13 protein-coding genes are annotated in these 15541 nt (G+C 66.5%); 9 read left to right on the plus strand and 4 right to left on the minus strand.

Features of this window, described 5'->3' with window-relative positions:
• Positions 1–68: 68 nt before the first annotated feature.
• Complete coding sequence (locus K3A84_RS04585) at positions 69–914, minus strand: enoyl-CoA hydratase-related protein (protein WP_225008154.1); 846 nt, start codon at positions 912–914, stop codon at positions 69–71.
• A 216-nt stretch (positions 915–1130) separates the two neighbouring features.
• Between K3A84_RS04585 and K3A84_RS04590 the strand changes: the two genes are divergently transcribed.
• The 3 genes from K3A84_RS04590 to K3A84_RS04600 are packed head-to-tail and all read left to right on the plus strand — an operon-like array spanning position 1131 to position 4943.
• Positions 1131–2567 carry an aromatic ring-hydroxylating oxygenase subunit alpha gene (locus K3A84_RS04590; RefSeq protein WP_225008155.1) on the plus strand — a complete coding sequence of 479 codons (1437 nt, stop codon included), beginning with the start codon at positions 1131–1133 and terminating at the stop codon, positions 2565–2567.
• A complete protein-coding gene (locus tag K3A84_RS04595) occupies positions 2567–4126 on the plus strand; it encodes an AMP-binding protein (RefSeq protein WP_225008156.1) in 1560 nt (519 codons plus the stop codon). The genes K3A84_RS04590 and K3A84_RS04595 overlap by 1 nt, the downstream gene beginning before the upstream one ends.
• 16 nt (positions 4127–4142) lie before the next feature.
• Positions 4143–4943 (plus strand): SDR family NAD(P)-dependent oxidoreductase, encoded by an 801-nt coding sequence (locus tag K3A84_RS04600; RefSeq protein WP_225008157.1) that lies wholly within the window; start codon positions 4143–4145, stop codon positions 4941–4943.
• Between the two features lie 49 nt (positions 4944–4992).
• Here the strand turns inward: K3A84_RS04600 and K3A84_RS04605 are convergent, their stop codons facing one another.
• Positions 4993–5301 carry a 2Fe-2S iron-sulfur cluster-binding protein gene (locus K3A84_RS04605; protein ID WP_225008158.1) on the minus strand — a complete coding sequence of 103 codons (309 nt, stop codon included), beginning with the start codon at positions 5299–5301 and terminating at the stop codon, positions 4993–4995.
• 12 nt (positions 5302–5313) lie between these two features.
• Positions 5314–6324 carry an NADP-dependent oxidoreductase gene (locus K3A84_RS04610; protein ID WP_225008159.1) on the minus strand — a complete coding sequence of 337 codons (1011 nt, stop codon included), beginning with the start codon at positions 6322–6324 and terminating at the stop codon, positions 5314–5316.
• Between the two features lie 119 nt (positions 6325–6443).
• Between K3A84_RS04610 and K3A84_RS04615 the strand changes: the two genes are divergently transcribed.
• From K3A84_RS04615 to K3A84_RS04625, 3 genes are read left to right on the plus strand one after another with little or no spacing between them, the layout of a single operon-like run.
• Complete coding sequence (locus K3A84_RS04615) at positions 6444–7643, plus strand: acyl-CoA dehydrogenase family protein (protein ID WP_225008160.1); 1200 nt, start codon at positions 6444–6446, stop codon at positions 7641–7643.
• A gap of 33 nt (positions 7644–7676) precedes the next feature.
• Positions 7677–8102 (plus strand): Zn-ribbon domain-containing OB-fold protein, encoded by a 426-nt coding sequence (locus K3A84_RS04620; protein ID WP_225008161.1) that lies wholly within the window; start codon positions 7677–7679, stop codon positions 8100–8102.
• On the plus strand, positions 8099–9241 hold the full coding sequence (locus tag K3A84_RS04625; RefSeq protein WP_225008162.1) for a thiolase family protein: 1143 nt from the start codon (positions 8099–8101) through the stop codon (positions 9239–9241). The genes K3A84_RS04620 and K3A84_RS04625 overlap by 4 nt, the downstream gene beginning before the upstream one ends.
• A gap of 4 nt (positions 9242–9245) precedes the next feature.
• Here the strand turns inward: K3A84_RS04625 and K3A84_RS04630 are convergent, their stop codons facing one another.
• Entirely contained in the window at positions 9246–10013 is a 768-nt protein-coding gene (locus K3A84_RS04630; RefSeq protein WP_225008163.1) for a TetR/AcrR family transcriptional regulator, read from the minus strand.
• A 128-nt stretch (positions 10014–10141) separates the two neighbouring features.
• On the opposite strand from K3A84_RS04630, the gene K3A84_RS04635 reads away from it, so the two are divergent.
• From K3A84_RS04635 to K3A84_RS04645, 3 genes are all read left to right on the plus strand, one after another.
• The gene (locus tag K3A84_RS04635; RefSeq protein WP_225008164.1) at positions 10142–11266 is read left to right on the plus strand and encodes an acyl-CoA dehydrogenase family protein; all 1125 of its coding nucleotides are present in this window, start codon (positions 10142–10144) and stop codon (positions 11264–11266) included.
• 249 nt (positions 11267–11515) lie between these two features.
• Positions 11516–12766, plus strand: coding sequence for a cytochrome P450 (locus tag K3A84_RS04640; protein WP_225008165.1), 1251 nt, complete (start codon positions 11516–11518; stop codon positions 12764–12766).
• 219 nt (positions 12767–12985) lie between these two features.
• The gene (locus K3A84_RS04645; RefSeq protein WP_225008166.1) at positions 12986–15478 is read left to right on the plus strand and encodes a TonB-dependent receptor; all 2493 of its coding nucleotides are present in this window, start codon (positions 12986–12988) and stop codon (positions 15476–15478) included.
• Positions 15479–15541: the final 63 nt, after the last annotated feature.

Here is a 15541-nt window from a genome sequence, read left to right on the forward strand (position 1 = left end):
TCAGGTCGCGACGAAATAGCGTCGCCCCCCGGGATCAGGTCCGGGGTGACGGGGGACGGGCCGACCGTTCAGTCGCCGCCACCTTCCTTGGTCCGATAGTCCCCGAACGCCGCGTCGCGCGCGCTCAAGGCACCGGTCAGTCCGCTCTTCACCGCCGCGAAGGCGTCGCGGCTCGTCTGCGTGGTCAGCGCCAGCGCCTGGATCTCGGTTCCGGCGCGGATCGCGGCGCGCAGGCCCATGATCTCCATCGCGCGGTGGACCGAGCGCTTGTTCATCGCCTGCACCTCGCTGGGCACCTGCGCCACCTGAAGCGCCATCGCCACCACCGCCTCGTCAAGCTGGTCCGCCGGGTAGGCGCGGTTGGCAAAGCCAAGGCGCACGGCTTCATTCCCGTCGATGGCGTTGCCGGTCAGCATCATTTCCATCGCCCCGCGCAACCCGCACATCCAGGCGTGGAACTGGTTGTCGGGCGGGCTCATGTTGCGCACAGGGGGATAGCCGATCTTTGCGTCCTCGGCCACGTAGACGAGGTCGCACGACGTGGCCAGTTCCGACCCGCCTGCAAGGCACCAGCCATGGACTTGCGCAATCACCGGCTTGGCCAGATCCCAGATGCGGAACGCGCCTTCGACGACGTGGCGCGCCCAGTGGCCCGCGCCGGGCGCAGTGTGGAAGGGGAACGGCTCCCCCGTGCCGCCCGACAGGTCATAGCCCGCCGAAAAGCACGGCCCTGCGCCGCGCAGGATGGTCACGCGCACCGCCGGGTCGAGGTCGCCCGCTTCCAGCAGCTCGAACAACCGCGCGCGCAAGGGGTTGGACAGCGCGTTGCGCTTGGCCGGACGGTTGAGCGTCAGCCGCCGCACGCCCTCGGCCGGAAAATCGACCAGCACGAGGTCTTCGCTGTCGTGCGCCATATCCATCGCTCCTTGCTCTCGTCCCAATCCTGCGCCCGCGACCGTGGCCGGGCGTGCGCGGCGCGTCAATCACGCCGGCCGCCCTCGAATCAGGCCGGATGGCCGGTGCGCACGCCCTGATACACAAAAGCACGCGCAGCGGGCTTCACAAGTTTGCATGATGTGTTAGTTTCTACCCCGAGAGGAATAGGCCGGAAGGCCGCCGGAGGTAGCATCATGAACGTAGAAGCGAAGAATTTCCGCCCTGATCGCCACCCGGCCGACACCTACGAGGAGATTCTCGAGCGGGATTCCCGTGCGGTTCCCGAGCACCTGCGCGAAGGCCCGGTCCCCGATATCGGCACCGAACCCGTCGACGTGGCGCGCTATCTCGACCCTGCCTTCGCCCGCGCGGAAGAAAAGTACCTCTGGCCGAAGATCTGGCAGATGGCCTGCCGCGAGGAGGAAATCCCCAACGCGGGTGACACCCACGTCTATGAAATCGCGGGCAAGTCGTTCCTGATCGTGCGACAGGAAGATGGCGGCATCCGGGCCTTCTACAATTCCTGCCTGCATCGCGGGCGCAAGCTGGCGGCATTTGGGGGCTGCAAGGCTGAATTCCGTTGCCCCTATCACGGCATCGCGTGGAACACCGATGGCAGCTTCAAGGACAACCCGATCGCCTGGGACTTCCCGCAGTGGGAAGGCCGCGACGTGTCGTTGCCTGAAGCCAGGATCGAGACATGGGGCGGCTATGTCTTCCTCAACATGGACAAGGATGCCCCGCCGCTCGCCAGTGTGCTGGCCCCGCTGCCCGAACACTTCGCGGGCTATGCCCACGAGGATCGCTACATCCACCTCCACGTGCAGAAGATCGTGCCGTGCAACTGGAAGGCGGCGGCCGAGGCTTTCATGGAAAGCCACCACGCCATCACCACGCACCCGCAACTGCTGCCCTACCTGGCCGACGTGAACAGCCAGTACGATATCCTGAGCGAACACGTGACGCGGCAGTTCTCGGCACAGATGGTGCCAAGCCCCTACAACGATCGCGAAGTGACGCAGGATGAAGTGGTGCAGGCCGTGCTCGGCGTCGGATCGCGTTCGCTGGCGGGGCAGGCCGACGGCGCGATGAAAGTGCCCGATGGCGAAACCGCGCGCACCTTCATGGCCGAGTTCACGAGGCGGTCGCTCGCGGCCGACGATGGCCACGATTATTCGGACGCCTCGGACGCCGAAATGGTCGATGCTCTGCTCTACAACGTCTGGCCGCACATGAGCTTCTGGGCCGGGCACATGCCCAATCTGGTCTATCGCTGGCGGCCTAACGGGCACGATCACACCACCTCGATCATGGACATCTACATGTTGAAGCGCGTGCCCAAGGGCCAGCCCCGGCCCAAGCCGGCGCGCGTGTTCGAGATCGGGTTGGACGAAAGCATGGTCGAATATGGCCCGAAGGGCGGCATGTCGGCTGGGCTGGCCGCCGTGTTCGAACAGGACATGGCCAACCTGCCCCATGTCCAGACGGGCATGGAAGCCTCGGGCCTCGGGGTGATCCACCTCGCCCGCTATTCCGAACTGCGCATCCGCAAGATGCACCAGATGATCGACGCCATGCTGGCCGAAGGGATGGCAGCGGACGGGGCGCGCGATGCGGCGGCGGGGGCCTGATGTCGCTGGTTGCCACCGAATACGCGCGTTCCATGCCCGAAAGCCTCGCCGTCACCGACGGTCGCCTGGACCTGACGTGGGGGGAACTCGACCCGTTGGTGAACCGCGCGACCAACGCCCTGCTGGCGATGGACCTCGGCGCGCCCCCTCGCGCCGCGGTCTTCGCACATAATTCCACCGAGTGCGCGCTCGCCTATCTCGCGCTGTTGCATGCAGGCGTGTCGGGCGTTCCGGCGAACTTCCACCTGACCGCCGACGAACTGGCCTACATCCTCAGGGACAGCGGCGCACAGGCGCTGTTCGTGGGGCCGGAGACGGCGGTGGCGGGCGTGGAAGCCGCGCGTCTGGCAGGCGTGCCGCAGGTGATCGGCTGGCGCTGTGAAGGGTTGGCGGGCATCACCCCGTGGGACGCATGGCTGGCCGCCAGCAGCGATGCACGGCCGCCCGAGACGATGCCGCCCCTGCCCTACATGCACTATACCTCGGGCACGACCGGGCGGCCCAAGGGCGCGGAAACGCCGCCCAGCATGTTCCCGCGCGAAGCGGACGTTGCCGGTCTTTTCCGGGCCTTGCGCGATCTGGTCGATGCGATGCACCTGGACGAAGGTCCGCCCGGTCCGGTGCTGCTGGTGGGCCCCAACTACCATACCGGCCCGCTCGGCTCGGTACGCCAGTGGGGTGGCGGTCGCCCGCTGGTGGTTCTGCCGAAGTTCGATGCCGAAGGGATTCTCGCGCTGATCGAGGCGCACAAAGTGGCCACCATGGTCATGGTGCCCACTCACTTCCAGCGCCTGCTCGCCCTGCCCGATGACGTGCGGTCGCGCTACGACCTGTCGAGCGTGCGATCAGTGCCGCATACCGGCGCGGCCTGTCCGGTCGATGTCAAGCGGGCGATGATCGAATGGTGGGGCCCGGTGTTCATCGACGCCTATGGCGCGACCGAGGCGGGCACCACCAACATGATCACGTCGGAGGAATGGCTGGCCAAGCCCGGATCGGTGGGCAAGGCGGTGCCACCGCTGGAAATGGTGGTGGTGGCCGAGGACGGCACGCGGCTCGGGCCGAACGAGGTCGGCCAGCTCTACTTCCGCGATCCCACCGGGCGCGGCATCGTCTATCACAACGATCCCGAAAAGACCGCCGCCGCGCACATCGAACCCGGCGTCTTCACGCTGGGCGAGATCGGCTATGTGGACGAGGACGGCTACGTCTTCATCACCGACCGTTCGTCGGACATGATCGTGTCGGGCGGGGTCAACATCTACCCCGCCGAGATCGAGCAGGTGCTGATCACCCATCCGGCGGTGGAAGACGTGGCGGTGATCGGCGTGCCCAACGCCGACATGGGCGAGGAAGTGAAGGCGCTCGTCGTCCCGCGCAGCGGGTCCGGCGCCAGCGCGGAAGACCTCGCGGCCTTCGCGCGCGAACGGCTGGCAGGATACAAGCGCCCGCGCAGCATCGACCTTGTGGCAACGGTCGGGCGCAATGCCATGGGCAAGGTCAACAAGCGCGAACTGCGGCGGCCGTTCTGGCCATCGGATCGCACCATCGGCGGATAGGCAAAGGGAGAACACCATGCGGCTGGAAGGCAAGCGCGCGATCGTGCTGGGCGCGGCGGGCAAGGACAACATGGGCCAGGTCATCGCCCGGCGGCTGGTGGCCGAAGGCGCGAAGGTACTCGTCGCCGGGCGCAAGCCTGAACACCTTCAGGAATTCGTCGTCGCCCATCCCGGCAAGGGCTTCATGGCGCTGTGCGACATCACCCGCAAGGCCGACAATGAGGCGCTCGCTGCCTCCGCGGTTCAGCAGATGGGCGGGGTGGATATCGCCGTCAACGCTACCGGCTGGGGCTTGCTCAAGCCCTTCCTCGAAACCACCGAGGACGAGCTCCAGCGCATTTCCGACCTGCAGTTCAAAGGCCCGTACATGTTCTTCCAGGCCATGATCGAGGCGATGCAGGACGGCGGCTCGATCATCCAGATCTCATCGGCCACAGCCACGATCATGCTCAATGACCACGCCGCCTACATGGGCACCAAGGCCGGGACCGACCATGTGATCCGCTGCGTTGCCAACGAATTCGGCAGTCGCGGCATCCGTGCCAACTCGATCTCTCCGGGCCTTACCGAAACCCCGATGACCGCCGCCAACGGCCGGACGCCGGGCCTGTGGGAAGCATTCGTGCCTTCCTATCCGCTGGGCCGCGTCGGCACGTCGGACGACATCGCCGCTGCTGCCGTGTGGCTCGCCTCGGACGAATGCTTCATGACCGGGCAGAATCTGCAGGTGAACGGCGGCCTCACCCTTCGCCGCAACCCATGGAAGGAGGAAATCGCCGCCTCGGTCATGGCCGCGATGCAGGCGCAGGACGCCTGAAAGGGCTCGGCCCCTCTCCCTATACGGGGAGCGGGCCTGGCATGTCGCTCTACTCCGGCACGCGCACCTCCAGCCCATCGAGTACCGCTTTCAGCTTGACCTGACAGGCTAGGCGCGAGGTTTGCGTGCGTTCCAGCGAATCCAGCAGCATGTCCTCGGCCAGATGCGGCGGGCCGACGCGGTCTGCCCATTCGGGCGCGATCGCCACGTGGCAGGTCGCGCAGGCGCAGGCCCCGCCGCATTCGGCGCGGATGCCCGCAATCCCGGCGCGCACCGCCACTTCCATCAGGCTGTATCCCTCGCGCCCGTAAACGCGTTCACGGCTTCCATCGGGCAACACGAAATCGACTTCGATCATGCAGGTTTCATCTCACTCGGCGACCCGGATCAGCAGCTTGCCCCGGTTTAGCCCGCGAAACAGGCGCATCAGCGTCTGCGGCGCGTTTTCCAGACCATCGACCACTTCGTCGCGCTGGACAATGCGCCCTTCTGCCAGCCAGCGGCGCAAGCGGTCGCGACCGATGTCGTGGTCCTCGGCGAAGTCGCCCAGCAGGAAGCCTTCCATCCGCGCGCTCTTGAACACGATGTTGAAATAGCTGCCGGGGCCGGGCGGGCGGCCCTGCTGCTGATAGCGGGCGATGCCGCCGCAGATCACCACCCGCGCCTTGCGCGCGATGCGTGCCAGCAGGTCGTCGAGCATCTGCCCGCCGACGTTGTCCCACAGCACATCGATGCCCTCGGGCGCCAGTTCGCGCACGCGGGCCTTCACCTTCTCGGCCTTGTAGTCGATGGCGTGATCGAACCCCAGTTCCTCGGTCAGCCAGCGGCACTTGTCCGGCCCGCCTGCGATGCCGATCACGCGGCACCCCGCGATCTTGCCCAGTTGCCCCACGATCGAGCCGACCCCGCCCGCCGCGCCGGTCACCACCAGCACGTCGCCTGCCTGCGGCACGCCGATGCGGGTCAGCCCGAAGTAGGCGGTCAGGCCGCTCGATCCCAGCAGTCCGAGCGCAAGGCGCGGCGCATCGGGCTCGTCGCGCACCTTGCGCATGGCCGATGCCCTGACGATCATTTCGTCGGCCCAGCCGAGCAGGCCCTGGACCAGATCGCCGGGCGCAAATCCGGCGCTGCGGCTCTCGATCACACGGCCCACGCCGAGCGCGGGCATGGTCTGGCCGATCTCGGTCGGCTCGGCATACCCGGCGACGTTTTCCATCCAGCCCTTTTGGGCAGGATCACACGACAGCATCAGCACCGCGACGCGCAGATCGTCGTCCTGAAGCGTCCCAAGCGGCGGATTTCGGTCGATTTCGAAGTCTTCGGCAACGAGTTCGCGGGCGTTGGGGCGGGCGGCGATGGTCCAGCGCAAGAGCGTCTCCATAAAAAGTTGATGCGCGATGCAAAATGTTGTGTAACGGTTGGGACGGCAAGGCAAGAGCCGATTGCGATTCCACGCCCCTCCATTTCCGGGGCCACCGTTTCGAGCGAACCGACATGGACATGACCCCCACCGCCGAGGACCTCGCTTTCGAATACGAAGTGCGCACATTCCTCACCGAGAAATTCACGCCCTCCCTGCGCGAGGCAACCGCGCGGCAGGCGGGCGTCTTCGCCGAGGGCGAACTGGCGCGGACTTGGCACCGCATCCTCTACGAACAGGGCTGGATCGCGCCGACCTGGCCCAAGGAGTACGGCGGCCCCGGATGGACTGCGATGCAGCGCTACATCTACGAGCGCGAGTGCGGCCTTGTCGGCACGCCGGGTCTGCCCGCCATGGGCATCGCGCTGTGTGGCCCGGTGATCATGGCCTACGGGACCCAGGCGCAGAAAGACTTTTTCCTGCCGAAGATGCTCTCGGGCGAACACTACTGGTGCCAGGGTTTTTCCGAGCCCGGCTCCGGCTCCGACCTGGCCTCCCTGCGAACCCGTGCGGTGCGCGAGGACGAGCATTACGTGGTCAACGGGTCGAAGATCTGGACCACCCACGCGCACGAGGCCAACTGGATCTTCCTGCTGGTGCGCACCCGCGTCGAAGGGCCCAAGCAGGCGGGCATCAGCTTCCTGCTCGCCCCGCTCGATCTGCCGGGCATCACCGTCACCCCGATCCTGTCGATGTCGGGCGAGCACGAAGTGAACCAGGTGTTCCTCGACAACGTGCGCGTGCCCGCCGAATACCTTGTCGGGCAGGAGAACCAGGGCTGGGAAATCGCCAAATACCTGCTGACCTTCGAACGCGGGGGCGGTTCGTCGGCGGGGCGCCTCAATGCCCAGCTCGCACGGCTCAGGCAGGTGGCGCAGGCAGAGCCCGGCGAGGATGGCCGCCCGCTGTGGGATGACCCGCGCTTTCGCGAACGCGTCATGCGGCTCGAAACCGAAGTCATGGCGATCGACTGGACCGAACGGCGCCAGATCGCGAGTCTTGCTGCGGGGCAGGTGACCAACGGCGCTACCGCTTCGATTCTCAAGCTCTCGGTCAGTGAGATGTACCAGAAGCTGGCGCAGCTGACGTCCGAGGCGCTGGGCAGTCATGCGGTGGCGGACCAGAGGCACGCGTTGGGACTGCACGCCAACGAAGCGCACGTCGGCGCCGATTACGCACTCACGCCCACGGCACGCTACCTTAACACCCGGGCTGCCACGATTTTCGGCGGGTCGAGCGAGATCCAGCGGGGGATCATAGCCAAGAGCCTCGGGCTCTGACGCCAAATAAAAGCGCATAGGGAGAACAAGCGGATGGCACTGGCGGTTGCTGAAAACCTGTTTCGCGGCAGCGGCGCGGACACGCGGCTGCTCGCGGGGCGTTCGCGGCGCAATGGGAAGCTGGTCTTTCCGTGTCCTGGCGGGTCTGAAGGCGAGGACTTCGACGTGGTCGAACTCGCCCCCGAGGGGACGCTCTGGTCCTACACCATCCAGCGGTTCAAGCCCAAGCCGCCGTTCAACGGTGATGGGGACGAGGTCAACTTCAAACCCTACGGCGTCGGCTATGTCGAACTGCCCGGACAGTTGATCGTGGAAGGGCGGATCGTCGCCAACGATCTGTCTGCGCTGCGGATCGGGCAGCCGATGCGCGTGACGACCGAAGCATATCGTACCAACGAAACCGGAGAGGCCGTGCTGACCTACGCGTTCCGCCCGGCAAGCGAAGGGGAACAGGCATGAGCGACATCGTCATCGTTGGCGCAGGGATCCATCCGTTCGGACGGACCGACGGGCGCACTGGGTTGGAGCAGGGCGTTTTCGCCATTCGGGAAGCATTGGCGGACGCCGGGCTGGAATGGAGCGACATGGAGTTCGCTTTCGGCGGCTCCTCGGCGGCGGGTTCGGCTGATGCGGTGCTGCCGCGTCTTGGCCTCACGGGCATCCCGTTCATCAATGTCAACAACGGCTGTGCCACCGGCGGGTCGGCGCTGCTCTCGGGCTATTCTGCAATCAAGTCGGGCGAATTCGACATCGGCGTGGTCGTCGGTTTCGACAAGCACCCGCGCGGCGCATTCAACGCCGATCCGGAAGCTTCGGGCCTGCCGCGCTGGTATGGTGAAACCGGGATGATGCTGACCACCCAGTTCTTCGCCAACAAGATCACGCGCTACATGGCGCTTCACGGCATCAGCCAGCGTACGCTGGGGCTGGTCGCGGAAAAGGCCTTCGACAACGCGGTCCACGCGCCCCACGCCTGGCGGCGCAGCCCGGTCGATCTCGACACGATCCTCAACGCGCCGATGGTGTCGGACCCGCTGACCAAGTTCATGTTCTGCTCGCCCGCCGAAGGCGGCGCGGCGCTGATCATCGCGTCGGAGCGCAAGGCACGCGAACTGGGCCTGACCGGACCCAAGGTGCGCGGCGCAGCGATCCGGACGCGACCGGTCGGCAGTTTCGAGGTATTCGCGCCTGCGCTGGAGATCGAGCGCGGCAAGTCGGCGGTGGAGCTGGCCTCGGCAGCGGCATGGGAAATGGCGGGCGTCGGGCCAGATGATGTCGACGTGGCGCAGTTGCAGGACACCGAAAGCGGGGCCGAAATCATGCACATGGCCGAAAACGGCTTCTGCAAGGACGGCGAACAGGAACGCCTAATTGCCGAAGGTGCTACGCGGCTGGGCGGGCGGATGCCGGTCAACACCGATGGCGGCTGCCTTGCCTGTGGAGAGCCGATCGGCGCGTCCGGGCTGCGGCAGGTCTACGAAAACGTCCAGCAGCTGCGTGACCGCGCCAACGGGCGGCAGGTCGAAGGCGCGCGCATCGCCTACAGCCAGGTCTATGGCGCGCCGGGCCTGTCGGGTTGCGTCGTGCTGGAGCGCTAGTCGCTCAGGCGTCGTCCTGCGCCACGATGCGGCGTGGCGGGTCCGACAGCGGGGTGACGATCGAATCCACGCTGCCTGTCCGGCGGATCGTTTCGAGGTGCGCGCAGGCTTCGCTCGCCAGCGCGCCCTTGGTTGACCCTGCGACCAGCAGCAGCAGGTTCTCGGCGAGGCGCGGAAGGTATTCGTCGTCGTCCAGTCGGCCCAGCGCCCAGTCGTTGATCGTGGCGTAGAGCGCGTTGCTCATGGCCTGGGCCAGATGCTCGGGATCGACCCAGGGTTGCAGTTCGTGCCCATGCCCTGCCAGCCAGCGCCGCGTGCCGATCAGCGCCATGTCCTGCAGCGTCTCCCACACATCGCGCGGGGCGTTGGGCGAGAAGTAGAGGGCGCAGACGGCCTTGGTGTAGTTGCGGACGCGGAAGTTGCGGCGGTTGATGGCAATCGTACGCGACAGCAGGCCCGTCAGCGTCAGGCTTTCGGTGCTGGTGCGGGCATAGGCGGAGAATTCCTCGTAGGCCTCGCGGATGGCGAAGGCGATGAGTCGGTCCTTGCTCTGGAACGCGTTGTACAGCGTGCGCTGGGCCACGCCGGCGCGCTGGCACAGCTTGCGGATGCTGAAACCGTCGAGCCCGTCCTCGGCGATCATGTGCCGCGCTTCCTTCAGCAGGCGGCGGCGGCGGGCGAGGATCTGGGGGCTGAAGTAAAGCAGCGGTTTGTCGGGATGAGGCGCGAGGTCGCCGGGGCCGAAGGTGGTGGCCATGTTATCGAAGGTCACGCGTATGAGCAGTCACGATGTTGGATTTGGACGAAGGCGAAGGTTTGCGCAACTGCCCCTGAAGCCGTGCTTGAAATTTTGCCGGGCTGGCATAAAAGTAGCGCGCGATACATAATTTTGGAGGGGGCGTGGACTTTCAGCTTTCCGGTGAGCAGCAACTGCTGCGCGAAGCGCTGTCGGGCTACCTGGCGCGCCGCTACACGTTCGACGAACGGCGCGAGGCCGTGGCCGGTGCAGGCTGGCGGCCCGAGGTCTGGCGCGCGCTGGCGGGCGAACTCGGCCTGTTCGGCGCAGGCCTTGGCGAAGCGGATGGCGGCTTCGGCGGGGGCGCGGAGGAGATCGCGGTGATCGCCGAGGAGCTGGGGCGCGCGCTGGTGCTGGAGCCCTATACCGAGGCGGTGGTCGTGGCGGGGGCGCTGCTGCGAGGCCTGCCGCAAGGCGCGTCGCTGCTGTCCGCCGTGCTGGAAGGTTCCGCCCTGGTCGTGCCCGCGCTGTACGAGAAGGCGGGGCGCAGCGATCCGGCGCGGATCGGTTGCATGCTGCGCGACGGCGCGCTGACGGGCGACAAGGCGCTGGTGGTGGCAGCGCCCCTGGCGACGCACCTGATCGTTTCCGCGCGCGAGGCGGGCACGGGGGCGGCCGGCGATGGCCGACCGGCGCTGTGCCTGGTGCGCGCCGACGCGCCGGGGCTGACGCGGCGCGATTACCGGCTGATCGACGGGCGGCCTGCGGCGGACGTGACCTTTACCGGCACGACCTGCGAACGGCTGGATCTGGGCGACGAAGATGCGCTGGAGCGCATCGGCGCGGCGATTGACGCGGGAATCGGGGCGCAATGTGCCGAGGCCGTCGGGGTGATGGCAACGCTGCTGGAGCGCACCGTCGCCTACGCCAAGCAGCGCGAGCAGTTCGGCCGCCCCATCGGCACCTTCCAGGCGCTGCAGCACCGCATGGCGGACATGGCGGTGGCGCTGGAACGCGCGCGCTCGATGGCGACCATGGCAACGCTCGCGCTGAAGGCGGACGCGGCGGGCGGCGCGGTGGCGGCGGAGCGGTCGCGCCAGGTCTCAGCGGCAAAGGCCTATGTCGCCGAGGCGTTGAAGCAGGTGGCCGAAGGCGCGGTGCAGGTGCATGGCGGGATCGGCACGACCGACGAGATCGACGTGTCGCACTATTTCAAGCGCGCCTACGTGCTGCAGCACCAGTTCGGCACGGCGCAATACCACCTTGGGCGCATGGCAGCGCATTCCTGAAACAGCCTGCCGGGCAAAAAACATAACGCGCCTATCAAAAATGGTGAGGGGTGACGCGGCGCTGTCCGCTCACCCCGCTTTCCTTTCGTACCCGGACCCGATGCAGGGCCTTGAATCGCAATGAAAACGGCCATTCCAGCCGACCGTGGGCGGGGCCCTCCGGTGCCGACGGCGCGGCCTGCGTCGCCATGCGAGATATATTGCATTGCGTGCTAAAAAATGGTTCACTCCTAGGACGAGGAGAGGCCAATGAACGACGTCGCAACGGCGCAGGGGCAGGCGCTGGGGGAATTCTTCGATCCAGAAACGATCGAGAACCCGTTCGCCTGGTACGCCCGCGCGCTGGCGGAAGGGCCGGTGGCCACCGTGGCGGGCGGAACGGTCAAGATGGTGCTCAGCCATGCGCTGGTCAGCGAGGCGGCGGGGCGGCCCCAGGACTTTTCCAGCGACTTTGGCGCGATGATGCGCGGCAATGCGGTGGCCGATCCCGAAATCGCGGCGATCGAGGCGCAGGGCTGGCCGACGGTCGACACGATGCTGACTGCCGATCCGCCGGTCCACACCCGCTTTCGCAAGCTGGTCAATCTCGCCTTTTCGATGCCGCGCGTGAACGCGCTGGAGAACGGCATCCGCGCGATCGTCGACCGGCTGGTCGATCGGCTGGCGAGCGGGGAGACGATCGAGTTCGTCGACGACTTTGCCGTGCCATTGCCGGTGGAGGTGATCGCGGGCCAGATCGGCATGGAAAACGATGCCGAACGGGTGAAGCACTGGTCCGACGCCTTCGCCGACCGGCTGGGCGGCATGGCCAGCCGCGAGCGCGAGATCGAGGCGGCGCGCGCCATTCTGGATTATCAGCGGTTCGCCAAGGCACAGATCGACATGCGGCGCGGCGGAAACGGGCCGGACGACCTGCTGTCGGCCATCGTCAACGCCCGCATCGAGGGCGAGCGCCCGCTGGACGATGCCGAGGTGATGTCGGTGCTGCAGCAGCTGATGGTGGCGGGGAACGAGACCACCACATCGACGCTGGCGGGCGGATTGCTGCTGCTGATCCGGCACCCCGACCAGATGGCGAAAGTGCGGGCCAATCCGGCGCTGATTCCCAACATGGTGGAGGAAATGCTGCGGCTGCTTTCGCCGGTTGGCGGGTTGTGGCGGGTGGCGCTGCACGACACCACACTGGGCGATGTGCCGGTGGCCAAGGGCGAGATGCTGATGCTGCGCTTTGCTGCGGCCAATCGCGATCCCGCCGTCTATCCCGATCCGGACCGCTTCGACGTGGAACGCAAGAACGCGCGCACGCACCTCGCCTTCGGTCGCGGCATCCACATGTGCGTGGGCAACATGCTGGCGCGCAAGGAACTGGCGGTGGCGTTCGAGCGGCTGCTGGCGCGCATCGACCACTTCGAGCTGCCCGAAGGGATGAACGATTTCCGGCACGTGCCGAACAAGTTGCTGCGCGGCCTTGCCGCGTTGCACGTGCGGGCGACCGCATGAGGTGAGGATCAACAAGGCCGACCCTGGGTAAGAGGGCGGTCGGAACAAAGGGGATCGTGCCGGTTGCAGTCCTGCTGCCTTGCTGCCCACTCCGCTGCGACGAACGCCGCCTGATCGCGGTGCAAGTCTCGCGCCCCTCCCGCGTGCGGGAGGGGCAGGGGAAACGGCAAGTCGTCCGGTCTGCATCGGTCAGGTGACCCGAACAAGGGGAGAGGAACGATGCGTGTGATGCGTTGGACTGCGAGCCTGCTGGCGCTGGGCATGGCGCTTCCATTCGGCGTGGCGAGGGCCGAGGAAGCCCCGCCGCCCGCCGATGCGGCGGCGGGCATCCCGAGCAATGAGGACATCATCGTCACCGCGCGCAAGAAGGACGAAACCCTTCAGGAAGTGCCGTTGACCGTCACTGCGCTGGGCAGCGCCACGCTTGAGAAATACAACGTCACCAAGATGGCCGACGTGGTGAGCCGCGTGCCGACGCTGAACGTGCAGGTGGGCGGGTCCGGTTCGGGCGGGCAGATCTCGCTGCGCGGGGTGGGCTCGTCGAACATTTCGGCCGCGTTCGATTCGGCGGTCGCGGTCGATTTCGACGGGGTGCAGATCAGCACCATGCGCATCGTGCAGTCGGGCTTTTTCGACACGCAGCAGATCGAAGTGCTGAAAGGCCCGCAATCGCTGTTCTTCGGCAAGAGCGCATCGGCGGGCGTGCTGTCGATCAAGTCTGCCAATCCGACGTCGACGTGGCAATATGGCGGCAAGGCCGGATACGAGTTCGAGGAGCACGGCTATCTCGTCAACGGGTACATTTCCGGCCCGGTGACCGACACCTTCGGCATCCGTCTTGCGGCGCAATACAACGACGCCACGCGCTACATCACGATGCAGGAAGGGCCGGTCTATGCCAACGGCAAGTATCGCGGCCTGAAGGATTTCGTCGGGCGGTTCACCGCTGCTTGGGAGCCGTCGAACACGTTCCGCGCCAACCTGAAGGTGCAATACAACCATCAGAACGGCGATGGCGCGAACGGGCCCGGCGACATCTATTGCGGCAAGAACGGTCGTGCCGACGAAGTCTACCTGCTGGGCGGCGCGGTCGCCATTCCGGCGGGCTACGACTGCAAGGTCGATGGCAAGCCCTATTATCCCGACATCGCGCCCGCGCTGGCGGCCAAGCTGCCGACATCGGGCGCGCCGATCACCAGCGTTGCGCCCTATTCGCGCAGCAACCTGTGGTTCAGCCGGTTGAGCATGGATCTGAAGATCAGCGACCAGTTCACGCTGACATCGGTGACGGGCTATGTCGATCTCGACGCCTTCGACGTCGACAACTACTCCTATGGCGGTCTTGGCCCGGCGTTTTCGCTGGTGCCGGGCGTGCCGCTGTCGGCCATCGCCCCGGCGCTGGACGCGACCAATGGCACAGGCGTGCAACTGGGCGTCGGCACGGGCACGCCGCTCAACCAGACGCAGCAGTTCACGCAGGAACTGCGCCTTGCCAGCAAGCTCGACGGGCCGTTCAACTTCATGGTCGGCGCGTTCTACGAACATCGCCGCTCGGTGTTCGACACCGCGCAGCAGATCCTGCCGATTGCCTTCGTGGCGCCCGATCCGGTGACGGGCTTCACCTCCGACTATCGCAAGCGGATCGTGACCAAGGGCGATGCCTGGTCGGTGTTCGGCAGCGCCACGCTGGACCTGACCGAACAGCTCGAACTGTCGGGCGGGCTTCGCTACACCAAGGAAAAGCGCAACCAGATCATCGATGTGCCCTATACCCACGCCTATCTGGCGGCGGCTTTCGTACCGAGCGGGTTCAAGGCCGGGCCGATCAGGTTCGATGACGACAATCTCTCGCCCGAAGTCAGCCTGCGCTACAAGATCAACCCGGACGTCAACGTCTATGCCTCGTACAAGACCGGCTTCAAGTCGGGCGGCATCGACAACAGCGCGCTGCCGACGCTGGGCCTGCTGGGGCTGAACAGCAGCGATCCGGCCGTGAAGGCAGCGGCGGAATCCGGGATCAAGTACAAGTCGGAAAGCGCCAAGGGCGGCGAGATCGGGATCAAGTCGCAGCTCGACGACCGCAGGATGACGCTCAATGCCTCGGCGTTCTACTATGTGTTCAAGGATCTGCAGGTGCAGAACTTCGACGCGGTGGCGATCCAGTTCATCACGCTCAACGCGGGCGAGGTGACGACCAAGGGCGCGGAGGTCAACTGGTCGTGGCGCACGCCGCTTGAGGGCCTGGCGCTGTCGGCGAACCTTGCCTACACGCACGCCAAGTTCACCAAGACGTTCCTGAGCGGGCTTGGGCAGGACCTGAAGGGCCGCGATGCGCCGCGCGCGCCGCACTGGGCGGGCAACGTCGCGTTCGATTATGCCGCGCCGCTGACCGACGCGCTGGAACTGGGGCTGAGCGGGAACCTGACGTTCACCAGCAGCTACCTCGCGGCGCAGGATTCGAACGACGACTACCGGCAGGATGGCTATGCCACGGTCGACGGCTCGATCTCGATCGGGGCGCCGGGCGGGCGCTGGAAGCTGGCGCTGGTGGGCACCAACCTGACCAACAAGCTGTGGGTGAACACGGCAGGGGGAAGGCCCTTCCTCACGCCTGCGGCTGCCGCGACGGCGAGCCTGCCGGCAGGTGACGACAAGGTGCTGACAATGAACCGGGGCCGTCAGGTGTTCGTGGAGGCTTCGTTCAAGTTCTGATGATGTGAATTTGCCGTCGCCCTCTCACGGCGGCAGTCTGGGGCCGGTCGCAGGATCGGCCCC

It is taken from the genome of Novosphingobium percolationis, from assembly GCF_020179425.1.
Classification (GTDB): domain Bacteria; phylum Pseudomonadota; class Alphaproteobacteria; order Sphingomonadales; family Sphingomonadaceae; genus Novosphingobium; species Novosphingobium percolationis.